Below are 15,267 nucleotides of genomic sequence, written 5' to 3' on the forward strand. Positions count from 1 at the left end.
AAAAGCGGGCAAAATCAAGTATAGTTACCCTTGTGTATTTCTAGTATTTATAAGTAAGAAGGGAACCATACGCAGATTATGAAAAAAATAAAACGAATCTCGACAATTAGTTTAATTGCCGGGCTAGGATTGGTCTTAAGCGGTTGTGTTCAACGCGACAGCCATGGCCACCCTTATGGCTTTATCTATGACAATTTAGCAGTTCCAATGCAACACTTCATGGACTACCTCTCCCATTTAGTTGGCGGGAGTTATGGTTTGGCAATCATCTTAATCACCTTTGTAGTTCGGTTGATTTTATTACCACTGATGGTTAACCAGTCCCGTAAGGCAACCGTTCAACAAGAAAAGATGTCTTACATCCAACCTCAGCTAAAAGTACTCCAAGAGCGTAATCAAACTGCTAAAACGCCGGAAGAAAAGGCTGCGGTCAGCCAAGAAATGATGGCTTTATACCGGGATAACAACATTAGCATGACTGGCGGGATCGGTTGCTTGCCACTGTTAATTCAATTCCCAGTATTTGCTGCTTTATACGCCGCAATTCAATATTCTCCTGAATTGCACCAGGGAATTTTCTTAGGAATTGACCTTTCCAAATCAAGTTTGTTATTGTCCATAATTTCATTCTTGGTTTACCTCCTGCAAGGCTGGCTTGGAACACTTGGGGTTCCTGAAGAACAACGCAAGACGATGCGGTCAATGATGGTCATTAGTCCGTTAATGATTTTGTTCTTCACCTTCTCTACGCCCGCTGGGTTAGGACTTTACTTTGCGGTTGGTGGAGTATTCGCATGTATCCAAACATTACTAATCAACTTCTACCGTCCACGGATCCGGGCTCAAATTCATGAAGAAATGAAAAAGAACCCTCCAAAGATTATTAAACCAGCTGGTCCAGTAGATTTGGACAATGCAGACGCTTCGGACGCAACTAAGCCAACCGAAACTGCTCCGCAAACTGCAACCACAAAGACTACTACTAATTCAACCAAAAAGAACGTTAATCACCAGCGGAATGCTGGAAAACAACGGCATCATCACTAATGAGATGTTTAAAAGAAGTCAGGTAGTTCGCAAGCATTAATTGAAAAGGGACCGTTATGCCAATTCGGGCATAACGGTCCTTTTTGGTTAAACGGAACAAGTTGACTTTTGCTCTATTAAAGCCAAACTAACCAAATAGCTTTTAAGAATCCCCTTAACCCCCTTTTTTGCTAGCAATCATCCGTCACGCAATGGGAATTACTACGGGCTGATTGGCCAGCAACGGAATTCGTTTGCCTTGGCTAATTACCGTTCCCCCATTACGATCGCACGTGATGGTCAGTTGACCACGGCTTACTTTAAAATGGACGAGGCCGTCTTTAATTGGCAACTGGCCGTGTAATTTTTGAAAATAAGCTAGGTGAGGCTGGATTTCAAATGTTGTGTAACCCGCTTGGGTGGGGCGTAATCCGAAGAAATAGCGCCCCAGTAGATAAACTGGACTTGCTCCCCAAGCATGACAAAGACTTTTTCCGAAGGGGTCGCCATACATTGCATACTGGGCATCCCCCGATACCTGCGGATCATACTCTTCCCAAACGGTGGTGGCCCCCTTTTCAACCATTGCTCCCCAGTATTCTTTAATGGTTTGATACACTTGGTCATATTGTCCTAGCTTACACAAAGCGTCTTGTTCAAAAAATTTAAAGTACGGGGTGGTCAATGCCGTAACCCGATCGTTTAGGAGGACGCGGTCCAAAATTAACTGCTGCTGTCTGCGATCAACCACCGCAAAAAGGACCGCTAAAATATTAGCATGGCGGGTTACATGTCTCCGTTTAGATTCATAACTATCAATAAACGCCCCGCTTGCTTCATCCCAAAAATACTTCCAGACATTTTGTTTTAGTTGGTCAAAGCGTTGCTGATAATGCTGGGCATCCGCGGTTTTTCCCAAGACTTTCTTAGTTACCGCCATTGCTTTTAACGCTTGCAATAAAAACATCTGTTCAGCAGCAACTGGCCCTTCTTTATCAATTGGCGACCAATCCACAAAGATCCAGTCTTGTGGCCGGCCAATAATGAAGTCTAGGGAATTGGTTTGTGCTAGTAAGTAATCCATCATCTTCTCCATCCGGGGCATAATCATTTGCAAAAAATCACGATCTCCAGACATTTCGTAATGGTTGTAAATGCTAATAATCCACAACAGCGAATAATCAACGGTGGTATTAATGTGTTGGTGAACCTCGTCATGGCCACGTAACGCTAAAATGGTTCGTCGGTCAACCTCTTCGTTAAAAAAGGAATATTGGTTAATAAAGTTATCTTGGTAAGCATCTCCGCCCCAGATCCAGCGGTCCCGTTTAATGCCATCGATAAAGAAAAGATCGCTGCATAGTTTGAAAGTGCGTAACGAAACTTGCCAAATTTGGTTAAGCAAAGGGTCATCCGATTTAAAAATGCCGTGATTTTGCATTGGTAAGTCGATTTGAGTCGCTACAACTTCTAGTTGTCCATCGGGATAGTCTGGAATAAATAGGTAACGGAACGCCCGTTTAGGCAGTTCTTCATTTTCCCTTACATCGCGTTGCTGATAATAACAGTTAACGGTATCTAAAGCTTCGGCTACTGACTCTCCATAGCAAACTTGGATCGGGTGGCTTAATTTAGTAAAACGAACGGTGGCATTAATTTCCCTACCAAAATCAATTAACTTTCCGCCAGCTCGCTCAACAATTTGCTTTGGAAAAGTTTCTCGACATCGATATGGGATTTGATTAGGATCATCCGTGTTGCTAGTAAACATTGCACTCCACCCGACTGGACGTTCTTGAATATAATTACTTGCAACCCAACTAGCATCGGAATAAATTTCCGCTCCCGCAACGTATACACAGGGTAAGTCTTTAGCACTAAATACGTAGATAACAATTTGCTGTTCCCCTGCGGTTAAATTAATTGGTTCGTTTAACGAATACTTCTGTTCATTGACCGTTACGTATCCCGGTTGATGGCTACACACCATAAAACTAGTTGCGTTTTTAAGCTGGTAAGTTTTTAAAAACTTTACGTTCCGGTAACAATCCTCTAAGTACCAGTATGCCGGCCATTGCATCCCCCGTTCTTCACGAGAAAAGTTCTGTAGCATTCCTTGGTGAATTGCAAAATCTCCAGGATACCAAATCCAATAAGTTTGATTCATTTTATCTCCCTTCTAACGCGTTTTCCGGCGCCGTAGCATTTGAACAATCCCAATTGCGAAGGCACCTGAAATTAACGCACAAGCAAAAATTATCCATAAAAAATTTTGTACTGACCACGCCATTAACGTCGGTGTAAAAAGCGAAAAAATTGCCGTGCATAGCCGCACGAATCCATATGAAAAGCCGGTAATGGAAGCGCGAACTTCTACCGGATAGAACGTCTGGGTCCAAATTTTATAAATTGGTTCGCCACACAAAGTGTTTGTAGCGGAATAACAAACGTACGCAATTGCAAAGGCCCACCAAACGTCGCTCCAAACTCCCGCACAGAAAAAAGATACCGCCCCAATTAAAATAGCTCCTTCCATTACTGGATACCGGTACTTGGTGTCCGCAACCTTCACGTAAATGGAATTCGATGCCAGATTAAATACGTTAGCAATTAAGGCAACCAAGGTTGCAAATGCTTGGGTGCGGTGCGAAACCGTCACCAAAAAATAATTTACGAAAGAACCCCACGTATTAGCAGGCAGGTTCCAAAATAAATAAAACATCGTTAACGCCACTAGAATCTTTAAGTAAGCCGGATTCTTTAAAATTTCGCCTAGTTTAACCCGTGGCTGACCATTCTGCGAATTAAAAGTCGCTTTTTGGTCGTCCACCAACGAATCTTCCACTCTTTTAAATTTTGGAGAAAAGACCCGAACTGACCAATTAACCAGGGCAACTAAAGCAATTACGCTAAAGATTACCCGCACCGAACCGACCGTCATTGCCGAAGTTAAAAATCCTAAAAATTGCGATAACAAAATGCCAACCGTCCAAAAGATTTGGGTAATCGTAATTGCTCGGCCATACATTGCGTCAGAAGTTCGTTCTGAAATTACGGCTAACGAGGTGGGCAAGTCCGCCCCCGAAGCTATTCCCGCAACGATGGTTCCCATTAGCAAAATTGGTAAATTAGGGGCGAATGCAATAATGATTGCCCCCACCGCCACGAATAAAATATCTAAATTAAACACACGGACTCGACCAAACCGATCGGCTAGCCATCCACCAACTACGGCACCCAGCGCTACCATCAAAGTTAACAAGGTCGAAATTAACCCGGATAACAACGGGCTTAAGTGCATAATTCGAGTCCAAATTGGTAAAGCTACTCCCAAACTAACTAGCAAACTAGAGTCCAAATAAGACGCCGTTCCCGCAACTAAAACCAACGAAAACGTTTTACGATCCATTTTTGGGGTTACTTGTTCACCCATCCTCTTCAACTCCTCAATCAAATCTAACCCGTTTTTTTAAAAGACTTAGAAACGTTTCTATGGTTTATATACTGCGGCCGTTTGATAACGCTTACAATATCGTTGGCACAGCTATTCGATTGCAAAACTCCAGGTCTATTTTGCGGTTTAGTTACCCGCAAGGTTCCCTTAGTTGGTTCATTAAAGCCAAAAATTGCAACAAAAAAGCACCCTTCCAGGATTTTAGTAAAATCCTGGAAAAGTGCTTAGTTCGTCATTTTTAATAATTTTGGTCGTAGCCCGGGTTTTGTAGAATTGGCAATTCAATTTTAAATACTGAACCCGATCCCACCGAACTTTCTAACGAAATCGTTCCGTGGTATTCCTCAATCAGTTTTTTAGCAATGGACAGTCCTAGGCCGTTGCCGCCTTGATCCCGGCTTCGAGCCTTATCGATCCGGTAAAACCGGTTAAAGACGAGCTTTAAATCCTTTTCGGAGATCCCCTCGCCAAAGTCTTGCACCGCAATTTCAACAAATTGCTTAGTGTTGGCAATCGACAAGTGAATTTCCTTACGTTCTCGAGAGTATTTTACGGCATTATCTAGCAAAATCACCAGTATTTGTTCTAAGTGATTACGGTAAATTTGCACAATCGGCTCCCCGATCAACTCATTGTCCATCGTAAACTGAAACTCCGGATGGATCATCTTAAAGTCGTTAAAAACTTGGTTGACGAGCCGAGCCACGTTGGTCTTTTCATTTGGGTAATTAATTTCGATTTGGTCTGCGCGCGTTAAGTCCAGCATTTCACTGACCAAACTCTTCATGCGCTGAGTTTCTTCCAATGAAGACTCAATCGATTCTTCCAGTACCTGCGGATCGTCTTTCCCCCATCGTTTAAGCATCTTTAAGTGGCCTTCCACCACGGCAACGGGGGTCCGCAATTCGTGAGAAACATCCTCAACAAACTGTCGCTGTTGGTCAATATAGCGTTGCATCCGATCAATCATGCTATTAAATTGTTGGCTTAAGTCCTCCAATTCATCGTTAATGTTCAAAACCGGTACCCGAGATTCCGTTTGCGGATCCTTTTCTAATTCCCGCATCGTGACGTTAATGGAGCGCATTGGCCGGAGCAGGTAAGACGCTAAACCATACCCGAAAATCGAAATAATCATAAAGACCAGTAGCGAGGTCAACCCAAACAACCAAATTAAGCGGTGGTAATTGCGTCCGTAGTCCCTAAGCAGGTTGACAACTTCCACATAGCCAATTTTTTGCTTATTTCGGTTAATGATGGGAGCCTGCCCCACGATAATTTTTTGCCCGTGGTACTTTTGGTGCTTAACCACCCGGTGGCTGACTTTTTTCATTTGCAACGGATTTCGCTGGTTAGAAAAAACGGTTTTCCCATTTAAATCATAAACGGTCACTGCCAAATCCTTACGCGTCAAATTAGCTAGCAAATTATCGTCAAAAACCCGGTGTTGGTGCTCCGTAGACTTTTCGTTAAAATTAGGCCGAAAAATATTGGTAGTTTGATAATTGATAACCTGAGCACTGCGGAGCCGGTCGTTAACCTGACTAATTGTATTTTCAACGTTATGCCGTTCTACGGAGTAAAGTGAGCCGGTTAAAATTTTAAACAAGAAAAACGAAAACAGGCCAAAAATTACCAAAACTCCGACACCGGTGCCGATCGCCCATTTCCATTTTAGGGAAACCCGTTGATTACGAATTGCTTGCTTCAACATCTTAGGTCCTCATCACGTAGCCGGTGCCCCGAACCGTTTGGATGTAGCTAGGCTGCCCTGCCACGTCAATTTTATTCCGTAAATACCGGATGTAAACGTCCACTACATTGGTTTCCACGCCATCTTCCAAACCCCAAACCTTACTCAACAAAGTTTCCCGGGATTGAACCACGTTTACGTTCTCCATTAAAAGTAGCAAGAGCTCATATTCACGTTTAGTTAAATTGATTACCTCGTTATTTCGCTTAACGACCCGATTTTCCTTTTCAATAACGATGTCTTTAAATTCTACAGTCGTTTGGTGGAAAGAAGTATCCTGTTCTTCGAGGTCAACCCGCCGAAGAACCGCACGCAAACGAGCTAACAATTCTTCGATGGCAAATGGTTTAACGATGTAATCATCGGCACCGTGGTCTAATCCGGACACCCGATCAATAATTGAATCGCGTGCCGTCATCATAATAATTGGGGTAATCTTTTCCCGGCGAATCCGGCGACAAACTTCAATCCCGTTAATTTCAGGCAACATTAAGTCCAATAAAATCGCGTCAAAGTCTTCTGAAAGGGCGGCTTCTAAACCGGTCCGACCATTTCCTTGGACTTCGGTTTCGTATCCTTCATGTTGTAGTTCTAGCTCTACAAAGCGAGCCAAACTCTTTTCATCTTCAATTATCAAAATTTTACTCATTTTTTCCGCTCCAAAATTAAATTATTTTAATCTCTATACTTCTAAATTTTAACATTGTCAACTGGCTTTGCCTAGCAGTTCTCTAAGTTGCTGACAAGCGTTTTTGTTGGAGGTATGCATTTTTCTTTCTGGCCGTCGCAATAGCGAATACGCCTATTCAAAACCGACCCAAAAATTAAGCAGCGACTAAAAACATTTGTGTGATAATTTTAATGAAGTCACAACGTGTGCCCTAAGTTAGTTTTTCCCACTTAACCAAAAATCGACCCTTATGCCCAATTGAGGCATAACGATCGATTTCCAGTTACTGCTCGCAAATTCCCCAACTTTTTACTCCCAATCTTCAAGGATATTTAAGTCAAGGCTCGCGAACAGTTCTTTTTAATTATCTAAGTCTATTGTTCTTCATACCATGAGTAATGGAAAATGCCGTCACGGTCAACCCGTTCGTAGGTATGTGCACCGAAGTAGTCCCGTTGTGCTTGTAATAAGTTTGCGGGAAGTACTTCTGAGCGATAAGAGTCGTAGTAAGCAACCGCAGCTGAAAATGCGGGAACCGGGATACCTGCTTTAACAGCAAGGGCAACTACTTCGCGAACTGCATCTTGGTACTTCTTTGCAATTTCTTGGAAATAATCATCCATCAATAAGTTGCTTAGTTCCGGATTCTTGTCAAATGCATCGGTGATGTTTTGCAAGAATTGGGCACGGATAATGCAACCAGCACGCCAAATCTTAGCAATCTCACCAAAGTTAAGGTTCCAGTCGTAGTGCTTAGAAGCTACCCGCATTTGTTCAAATCCTTGTGCGTAGCTCATAATCTTACTGAAGTAAAGCGCTTGGCGAATCTTTTCAACGATTTCCTGCTTGTCCACATCGAGTTTTGGATTAGGACCAGTCAATTCTTTGCTTGCAGCAACCCGTTCGTCTTTTAGAACCGAGATGTAACGCGCATAAACTGATTCCGTAATCAATGATTGTGGAACCCCTAATTCAAGGGCGTTTTGGGAACTCCACTTACCAGTTCCCTTGTTACCACCCTTGTCCATGATCATGTCAACAATTGGTTTGTCGCTGCCAAGATCGTCTTTCCGGGTTAAGATGTCTGCAGTAATGTCAATTAGGTAACTATCCAATTCACCCTTATTCCATTCTGCAAAGATGTCAGCAATTTCTTCAACGGAAAGACCAACCATTTTACGCATTAAATCGTAACTTTCGTCGATTAACTGTTCGTCACCGTATTCAATTCCGTTGTGGACCATCTTTACGTAATGACCAGCCCCATTAGGCCCAATGTACGTTACGCAAGGTTCACCATCTTTAGCTTTTGCAGCAATTTGTTCAAAAATTGGTGCTACAAGGTCGTAAGCTTCCTTTTGACCACCTGGCATCATTGAAGGACCTTGTAACGCCCCTAATTCACCACCAGAAACTCCGGTACCGATAAAGTTGATTCCAGATTCATCAAGTTGCTTGTTACGGCGCATTGTGTCTTCAAAGTAAGTGTTGCCACCGTCGATTAACACGTCACCCTTATCCAAAAGCGGCAAGAGTTCAGCAATCACTGCGTCAGTTGGCTTACCAGCCTTAACCATCATCATAATCCGACGAGGTTTTTCAAGCGAATTAACAAAATCTTCAATCGTGTAAGAAGGAACTAACTTCTTATCACTATGATCTTCCATTACTTGTTTTGTTTTAGCAGCCGTCCGGTTGTAGATGGCAACCGTGTATCCGCGGCTTTCAATGTTCAACGCGAGATTTTTTCCCATTACGGCCATTCCAATGACCCCAATTTGTGGTTTATCCATGTTGCTATTCCTCCTCTTTGACAACGACTCTGTCGAATTAATACTACCAAAAAAATCACTTTGATTAAAGAAGTTTAAAACAAAAAAGCAACAAAAGGACCTAGGCTCCTTTTGTTGCTTTTTAATCATTAGTTAGCTTTCACGTCAATAACTTGTTTGCCGTTGTAGTAACCACAACTTGGGCAAACACGATGTGAAACTCGTAATTCACCACAGTTTGGGCATAGTGCCAAACCTGGAGTAGTTAACTTAATGTGTCCACGACGATTACGCTTACGTGTCTTTGATGTTCTTCTTGCTGGAACAGCCATCAATGAGCACCTCCTTTAAGAGAATTACGGTCTCCCGCTTAATTTAAAGCCTTACTGATCAGAATTATCTTTCAATAAATCTTTTAACTTTGCAAGGCGTGGATCAACTTGTTTATCTTGCTCCGACTCCGCGGCTACTTCCGAAACCACTTGCCATTCTGCACCAGAAGGCATAGTGCCCTTCTGTTCTTCATCAGGGGTTAAAACCTGCATGGGAACCTGTAAAACTACGTTGTCTTCAACCAACTTATCGACATCGATTACGTCATCCTTGACTAACATGACCACTTCTTCTTGTGGGAACGTGTCAATCAAACTAGCACTATCCACGTAAATTTCATTGACAAAAAAGTCAAGTTTTAAGTGAACTGGTGTTAAGGAACGCGACGACGGAACCGTTAAATCACAACTGATCTCAGCATCAATCATAACTGAATCCCGGTCGTTTGTCACGGTGCCTTTAAAATTGATTGGTGAGCATTTTAAAACTACATCTGGAAAGCGTTCGATTAAAGATTGTTCCAAATCCATTGTCTCATCGAACTGAAACGGTTCTTTATGCTTACGCAATTCTGTAAAATACCATTCCATAGTGAACCTCCAATGCAACAGAAATAATTATACCATCTAGGATTTCTTTGTCAACGTTTTTTCCTTGACATTCTTTTCTAAAATCGGCGTCCTTCCCCATTCGTAAGGCGCCACCATTTGATATAGCTCATCCGCGCGCTTAGTTAGCTGATAACTGGCAGTAAAATCCGCTTTCGTTACCTTAGTCATCAGAACTTCACGAAAATCGTGTTCCCGCAAATAGGCTTGCCCCTGAGCATTAACCGCCAGCAGACGAGTCTTTTGCAACGGACTCAGTGCCCGCAGGTTTAATAAAATAGCGGTTAATTTGCGTTGTAAACTAGTATAGCTATACCGCTTGGTTTTTAAATTTGTCATTAATTCCATAAAGGAACTACTTTGTGCCGCTTGGGCAAGGATCCGATTTTCAATGCCTTCGTTAATTCCACGGATTTGGCGTAATTCTTTAGCAGAAGTTGTTTTTAACCGGTACTCTAAGAAGGGCCAAAATGTTTGCCAATCAACCGGCTTTTGCCGTTCTAACACCTTTTCCATTCGGTCAGGTACCGCTTGTTGATACTGATCATCATTCCGTTGAATTGACTGACGAATGGCTGTCGCGCTGGCAATCGTGCCCTTGATTTCTTGGTCTAGGTGCCCCGCTTGCAACCGTTCCACAGGCAATAAAGTTAATTTAGGTGCTAGCCGCAACTGCCAATAAGCATAGTTAACCCCTAAAATATCGTTAGACCGGCTTAACGAACTTTCCGCAAACAGCTGACTGGCGAAACTTTGATTATAATCTTGCTCGCTAAAAGTCCGGTCAAGTAACCGACTTTGTGCTTGAAAATCTAATCCAGGGGTCTCACACCCAAATGCTAACGCATCCGCTCGAAGCCACTGGGCAATCTGAACTCCCGCTTGGGCAAAATCTCGCGCGGCTGCCACAGCGTACTCAGTGGGCATTTCCACTACTAAATCGGCACCACTTTGCAAGGCCACGGCTGCCCGTTCCCACTTGTTTATTAAGGCCGGCTCTCCCCGTTGCACGAAATTGCCGCTCATTATCACGATCATCACGTCGGCTTGGGAAGTTTTCCGAGCAGTTTTCAACAAGTACTGGTGTCCATTATGAAACGGATTAAACTCCGCAATTACCGCACAAGCCCGCATTCTACTACCTCCTGCAGCTAAAAAACCAGCGCGTAGTCTGTTCATCTACCGGCGCGTTACCAAAATCTGCAAAGTACTTCACCGCAGAAAAGCCCGCTTTCTGTAATAAACCAACGTACGTATCTAACTCGTAGGTTCGTTCAAAATGGGTCTCTTCCGTCCGGTAAAACGCGTCTGACGTTGGATCTTGCTTAGTAAAGAAGGTTAGATCATGTTCAACATGGTATTGATCTTCACCCGCATAGCTAGTCCAAAGAAAAACCTGCTGGTCGTCTTGATAATTAAACATGTATCCCGGATATACTTCTCCCGTTTGGTAAGGAGTAATCACGTCAAAAATAAATTGACCACCCTCCTTTAAGTGATCGTGCACCTGCGTAAAGGCCGTCAATAACTCAATTTCGTTTGCTAAATAGCAAAACGAATCGGCGTAGCAAGAAATCACGTCATAGGTGGGTAATTCCGCTAAATCAAGCATATTCCCCTGGACCAGTTCTAACGGAACTTTTGCAGAATACGCGTGTTGTTCCGCTAAAGCCAACATTTCACTTGATAAATCAAAACCGGTCACCTTTTGGCGTTGTTTTGCCAACTTAACCGCCAGGCGCCCGGCTCCACAAGCTAACTCTAGCCATTCGTGGGTTTGATTCAAATCAACTTGCTGTTTGGTATATTCAAACCAATTTTGGTACTGTTCTTCATCAAACAACTGGTCATAAAGCACCGCAAAGCTCTGGTAAATCATTATTCAGTAATCCAATCCGCAATTTCTACGTTTTTAGCTTCTGACCATAACTTTTCCAAGTTATAAAACTTCCGTTGGTCAGTTTGGAAAACGTTAATTACGATGTCACCTAAGTCAATGAGGATCCATTCGGCCGCCCGGTAACCTTCAATTCGACGAATTTCTACGTCGTTTTCTTTTGCTTTTTCAATAATTGCGTCTGCAATCGCTGCTACTTGTCGATTTGAGTCCGCGCTAGTAATCACAAAATAGTCCGCCAAGGTGCTGATTTCGTGTACATCTAAGGCAATAATTCCTTCAGCACGTTTACTATCGGCTGCTTTTACTACTAATTCTAAGCTTTGTTTGTTATCCACTTTCATTCTCCTTAGTCGTTAAGTTTTGCAATCCACGCGTTGTAACTGTCAATGGTGGCGGGGAATACCGGGCGATTGTTGGCTACTAAATAAGCCAGCGTATTCTTCATCTGAAGCGCAACGCCCTTTGGTAAACTTTGTTCCGTAATGATGCGCGCTTGTTGCACCCCGTCAAAATCCCGGCCGTCTTCAATATAATCGGCCATAAAGACAATTTGGTCAATTAAAGTCATGTATGGTGCTCCAACCGTGTGTCGCCGAATTGCATTTAAGATTTCTTCATCTTGAATTTTTAATTCGTTTTTGACAATTTCTGCTCCGACAACTCCGTGCCAAATCGCGTTACCATAATCTAACAAAATCGGGTCCAGTTGTAATTTATTAATGTAACCAATAAATTCACTATCAGGCCGATTTTTAGCATAATCGTGCAATAAAGCCGCAATACTAGCTTTTTCCACGTCAGCGTCATTTTGTTTTGCTAACTCAATGGCCTTTTGTTCTACGCGTAAGATGTGGTCAAATCGGGGACCTTGAACGCTTTTTTGTACCGCCGCAACCAATTCTTCTCGGTTCATCGGAATATAATTATTTTCGTAAGTCAACTCTACTTTACTCATATAAATGATGCTCCCTTATATAATCTTCTACAGCATCGGGTACTAAATATTTAATTGAGCACCCTTTATTAACCTTTTCCCTAATCATGGTTGAACTCAAATCAAAATGGGGAGTGTCCACCCAAATAATCGGATACTTCGCATCTCGCTCGTACTCTGGCCGGTCGACCCCCACAAAATGAACCATGCGGGCTAATTTATCGATTTCGTGCCAAGTTGGCAAGTAGTTAACCATGTCACCACCGATAATAAAGTAGTAGTCGTTTTCGGGGTGCATTTCTTTTAACGCCTTGACCGTATCGTAAGAATAACTGGTCCCCCCGCGATTAATTTCGATTAAATCTAAATCAAAGTTAGGGTTCCCCTGAATTGCCAAGCGAACCATTTCAACCCGATGCTCCGCAGCAATCGCTTCTTTTTTATCCACGTGAGGTGGCAGATAATCTGGGATGAACAGAATTTTATCCAATCCTAATTGGCTAGCCACCTGTTCTGCAATCATTAAATGCGCAAGGTGCGGCGGATTAAACGTTCCGCCTAAAATGCCAATTTTCTTGCCCTTTGCTTGTGTTAGTGGTTCTTCAACCACCTCTACTTGAACTCCCGAAACACTTTTTGACTTTGTCGAAATCAATATTAATCACCTTACCATTATATCTTTTGAACGTTTTCTGAAATCTCTCTTTTATCTGGGTCTGCAGAAACTTTAAACAAAACCAAAACGCGACCGATCGTTTGTACGACTTGGATGTCGGTTTGCTGTTCAATAAACTCCTTAACCTCGGCAGTCGTTACGTCGGTATTTTGCTGTAAATTAATCTTTAATAATTCGTGGTTATCTAACGCGCCGCCTAATTGAGCAAGCCAACTCTTGGTCAGTCCGTTTTTACCAACCGAAAAAACGGGTCGGAGATGGTGTGCTTGAGCACGTAAATAACGTTTTTGTTTTCCTCTTAATTTCAAATCAATACTCCTTTATTTAGTTACTTACCAGCGATGGTACTTCGTTCTTAGATTAGAGCCCGCCGGATTACTACTGAAATACCCTTTGGTGCCCAAGCGGTAACCACGCTTCCCGCGGGAACTGCAATCCAGCCTAAACCTTCAAAGACTACGTCACTATCTTCCTCAATCTTAAAATGGTGACGTGCTAATTCAGGCAAATTGGCCAGATTTTCTGCCGCAGGTGGTGTCAAAAGTTCTCCAGCGTGTTTTTCATAAAAATGATCGGCATTAGCTAGCTTAGTGCGATGAATCATTAGATTGTTATCAAAATAGGCAGTGACTGAGCCCGTTGAATGTTCGTAGTCAAAGCGCGCCAAAGCACCCGCAAATAAAGTTTGCTCATCACCTAATTGATAAACGCGCGGTTTAATCGTCTTTTTCGGCGAAATGTACTTAAGATCTTCCGCCGTTAACACGTGTGCCATCTGATCGTTATGCACAATTCCCGGTGTATCAATCATTTTGCTGTGATCGTCAAATGGAATTTCAATCCGATCTAACGTAGTTCCAGGAAAACGGGACGTCGTAATTACGTCTTTGATCCCGTTGCGTAAGGCAATCAAACTGTTAATTAAGGTTGATTTACCAACGTTGGTAACCCCTACGACGTAAACATCACGTCCATCGCGGAGTTGTTCAATCTTATCAAACAATTGTTCTACCGCAGGACGTTGTTTAGCACTGGTAATCATCACGTCTACCGGTTCAATTCCGTTAGCCTTTGCTTGTTGCCGTAGCCATTCCCGCATCCGGTGCCGTTTGATCGATTTAGGGAAAACATCCGCCTTATTACCAACTAAAAGAACCGGATTGTCCCCTACAAAACGGTGCAGTCCGGGAATTAAGCTACCATTAAAGTCAAACATGTCCACCACGTAAACCACTAGCGAATCTGAATCACTAATCTGACTCAATAGCTTTCTAAAGTCGTCATCACTAATGCTAACTGGTGCAATCTCATTATAATGACGCAACCGGAAGCAACGTTGACAATATAATTGTCCGCTTTCTAGACCTTTTTTTAAGGCCGACGCCGGCGTGTACCCCGGAAGCTGAGCATCTTCCGTTTGTAACGTTGCCCCGCACCCAATACACCGAATTTCTTCTTCGTTCATTCTTATAATAACTCCTTATGCCAAACTAATTCCGGATACTTTTTCTTCAAAGACCGCTTAATGAATAGCTCTAAAAAACGGTTCAACTTGGTATTCCAAGCATCCGTTTCAATTAAGGGCTTTACTAGCACTCCCCGTACTCCGGATAAATTGGCCGCTACCATGTCAGTAAGGAGTTGGTCTCCCACCATGATGGTCTCGGGCTTTTTTAGACGATATTGTCGTAAAACTCGTTTAATGCCTACCGTTAACGGTTTTAAAGCTCGGGCATCAAACTCTAAACCAAAGCCAGCTACCGCCTTGGAAACCCGACTGTGGCTATTGTTTGAAACTACAATTACCCGAATGCCTTCCCGTTTCAATTCACTAATCCACCGCTTTAATTCTGGCGTACCATCCGGATTGTTCCAGGCAATTAAAGTATTATCTAGGTCGGTTAACACGGTGGTGATTCCCTTGGCCTTTAAATCTTTAGCGGATAGATTGTAAATTCTTTCAATCATCCACGTTGGTTTAAAAATGTTCATAATCTTTCTCCCCATGATTACTGTCTGTTCAATTATAAACGATAGGAATGCTTTTTGAAAAGAGAAGCCAACCTTAATTCTACTTCCATTCCGGACTTTTCGTTAAATTAAGACGGTAAGCGGTGATTACTTGGACAACTTAATGTGTT

At 42.7% G+C, this 15,267-nt stretch carries 16 protein-coding genes; 1 reads left to right on the forward strand and 15 read right to left on the reverse strand.

Features of this window, described 5'->3' with window-relative positions:
- Positions 1–78 precede the first annotated feature (78 nt).
- On the forward strand, positions 79–1,047 hold the full coding sequence (gene yidC / locus I6H64_RS04720) for a membrane protein insertase YidC (RefSeq protein WP_008841410.1): 969 nt from the start codon (positions 79–81) through the stop codon (positions 1,045–1,047).
- Between the two features lie 184 nt (positions 1,048–1,231).
- Here the strand turns inward: yidC and I6H64_RS04725 are convergent, their stop codons facing one another.
- The 15 genes from I6H64_RS04725 to I6H64_RS04795 all read right to left on the reverse strand — a co-directional run bounded on the left by I6H64_RS04725 (position 1,232) and on the right by I6H64_RS04795 (position 15,118).
- The gene (locus I6H64_RS04725) at positions 1,232–3,193 is read right to left on the reverse strand and encodes an alpha-L-rhamnosidase-related protein (protein ID WP_008841411.1); all 1,962 of its coding nucleotides are present in this window, start codon (positions 3,191–3,193) and stop codon (positions 1,232–1,234) included.
- 12 nt (positions 3,194–3,205) lie between these two features.
- Positions 3,206–4,459, reverse strand: coding sequence for an MFS transporter (locus I6H64_RS04730; RefSeq protein ID WP_008841412.1), 1,254 nt, complete (start codon positions 4,457–4,459; stop codon positions 3,206–3,208).
- Between the two features lie 259 nt (positions 4,460–4,718).
- Positions 4,719–6,194, reverse strand: coding sequence for a HAMP domain-containing sensor histidine kinase (locus I6H64_RS04735; protein WP_008841413.1), 1,476 nt, complete (start codon positions 6,192–6,194; stop codon positions 4,719–4,721).
- A gap of 1 nt (position 6,195) precedes the next feature.
- Positions 6,196–6,882 carry a response regulator transcription factor gene (locus I6H64_RS04740; protein ID WP_002831403.1) on the reverse strand — a complete coding sequence of 229 codons (687 nt, stop codon included), beginning with the start codon at positions 6,880–6,882 and terminating at the stop codon, positions 6,196–6,198.
- A gap of 395 nt (positions 6,883–7,277) precedes the next feature.
- Complete coding sequence (gene gndA / locus I6H64_RS04745; RefSeq protein ID WP_002831401.1) at positions 7,278–8,696, reverse strand: NADP-dependent phosphogluconate dehydrogenase; 1,419 nt, start codon at positions 8,694–8,696, stop codon at positions 7,278–7,280.
- Positions 8,697–8,824: 128 nt separating this feature from the next.
- Positions 8,825–9,007, reverse strand: coding sequence for a 50S ribosomal protein L32 (gene rpmF, locus I6H64_RS04750; RefSeq protein ID WP_057782251.1), 183 nt, complete (start codon positions 9,005–9,007; stop codon positions 8,825–8,827).
- A 51-nt stretch (positions 9,008–9,058) separates the two neighbouring features.
- Positions 9,059–9,598 (reverse strand): YceD family protein, encoded by a 540-nt coding sequence (locus I6H64_RS04755; RefSeq protein ID WP_002831396.1) that lies wholly within the window; start codon positions 9,596–9,598, stop codon positions 9,059–9,061.
- Between the two features lie 36 nt (positions 9,599–9,634).
- Complete coding sequence (locus tag I6H64_RS04760) at positions 9,635–10,750, reverse strand: tRNA(Met) cytidine acetate ligase (RefSeq protein WP_008841414.1); 1,116 nt, start codon at positions 10,748–10,750, stop codon at positions 9,635–9,637.
- 4 nt (positions 10,751–10,754) lie between these two features.
- Complete coding sequence (locus tag I6H64_RS04765; protein ID WP_008841415.1) at positions 10,755–11,495, reverse strand: class I SAM-dependent DNA methyltransferase; 741 nt, start codon at positions 11,493–11,495, stop codon at positions 10,755–10,757.
- Complete coding sequence (rsfS, locus tag I6H64_RS04770; RefSeq protein ID WP_002831393.1) at positions 11,495–11,851, reverse strand: ribosome silencing factor; 357 nt, start codon at positions 11,849–11,851, stop codon at positions 11,495–11,497. The genes I6H64_RS04765 and rsfS overlap by 1 nt, the downstream gene beginning before the upstream one ends.
- 11 nt (positions 11,852–11,862) lie before the next feature.
- Positions 11,863–12,471 carry a bis(5'-nucleosyl)-tetraphosphatase (symmetrical) YqeK gene (yqeK, locus tag I6H64_RS04775; RefSeq protein WP_002831392.1) on the reverse strand — a complete coding sequence of 203 codons (609 nt, stop codon included), beginning with the start codon at positions 12,469–12,471 and terminating at the stop codon, positions 11,863–11,865.
- A complete protein-coding gene (locus tag I6H64_RS04780; protein ID WP_005916510.1) occupies positions 12,464–13,105 on the reverse strand; it encodes a nicotinate-nucleotide adenylyltransferase in 642 nt (213 codons plus the stop codon). Before I6H64_RS04780 ends, yqeK begins: the two co-directional genes overlap by 8 nt.
- Before the next feature lie 17 nt (positions 13,106–13,122).
- Positions 13,123–13,434: a ribosome assembly RNA-binding protein YhbY gene (yhbY, locus tag I6H64_RS04785; protein ID WP_008841416.1), complete on the reverse strand. Its 312-nt coding sequence runs from the start codon at positions 13,432–13,434 to the stop codon at positions 13,123–13,125.
- 47 nt (positions 13,435–13,481) lie between these two features.
- Entirely contained in the window at positions 13,482–14,591 is a 1,110-nt protein-coding gene (gene yqeH / locus I6H64_RS04790; RefSeq protein ID WP_056985012.1) for a ribosome biogenesis GTPase YqeH, read from the reverse strand.
- A 2-nt stretch (positions 14,592–14,593) separates the two neighbouring features.
- Positions 14,594–15,118 carry a YqeG family HAD IIIA-type phosphatase gene (locus I6H64_RS04795; RefSeq protein WP_008841419.1) on the reverse strand — a complete coding sequence of 175 codons (525 nt, stop codon included), beginning with the start codon at positions 15,116–15,118 and terminating at the stop codon, positions 14,594–14,596.
- Between the last annotated feature and the right edge of the window lie 149 nt (positions 15,119–15,267).

The organism is Pediococcus acidilactici, from assembly GCF_016127815.1.
Taxonomy (GTDB): domain Bacteria; phylum Bacillota; class Bacilli; order Lactobacillales; family Lactobacillaceae; genus Pediococcus; species Pediococcus acidilactici.

Coding starts and splice junctions, on each gene's coding strand:
- I6H64_RS04730 (WP_008841412.1), bottom strand. CDS start 4,459: ATGGGTGAACAAGTAACCCCAAAAATGGATCGTAAAACGTTTTCGTTG.
- I6H64_RS04755 (WP_002831396.1), bottom strand. CDS start 9,598: ATGGAATGGTATTTTACAGAATTGCGTAAGCATAAAGAACCGTTTCAG.
- I6H64_RS04735 (WP_008841413.1), bottom strand. CDS start 6,194: ATGTTGAAGCAAGCAATTCGTAATCAACGGGTTTCCCTAAAATGGAAA.
- I6H64_RS04760 (WP_008841414.1), bottom strand. CDS start 10,750: ATGCGGGCTTGTGCGGTAATTGCGGAGTTTAATCCGTTTCATAATGGA.
- I6H64_RS04740 (WP_002831403.1), bottom strand. CDS start 6,882: ATGAGTAAAATTTTGATAATTGAAGATGAAAAGAGTTTGGCTCGCTTT.
- I6H64_RS04765 (WP_008841415.1), bottom strand. CDS start 11,495: ATGATTTACCAGAGCTTTGCGGTGCTTTATGACCAGTTGTTTGATGAA.
- I6H64_RS04795 (WP_008841419.1), bottom strand. CDS start 15,118: ATGAACATTTTTAAACCAACGTGGATGATTGAAAGAATTTACAATCTA.
- yidC (WP_008841410.1), top strand. CDS start 79: ATGAAAAAAATAAAACGAATCTCGACAATTAGTTTAATTGCCGGGCTA.
- rpmF (WP_057782251.1), bottom strand. CDS start 9,007: ATGGCTGTTCCAGCAAGAAGAACATCAAAGACACGTAAGCGTAATCGT.
- yqeH (WP_056985012.1), bottom strand. CDS start 14,591: ATGAACGAAGAAGAAATTCGGTGTATTGGGTGCGGGGCAACGTTACAA.
- I6H64_RS04725 (WP_008841411.1), bottom strand. CDS start 3,193: ATGAATCAAACTTATTGGATTTGGTATCCTGGAGATTTTGCAATTCAC.
- gndA (WP_002831401.1), bottom strand. CDS start 8,696: ATGGATAAACCACAAATTGGGGTCATTGGAATGGCCGTAATGGGAAAA.
- yqeK (WP_002831392.1), bottom strand. CDS start 12,471: ATGAGTAAAGTAGAGTTGACTTACGAAAATAATTATATTCCGATGAAC.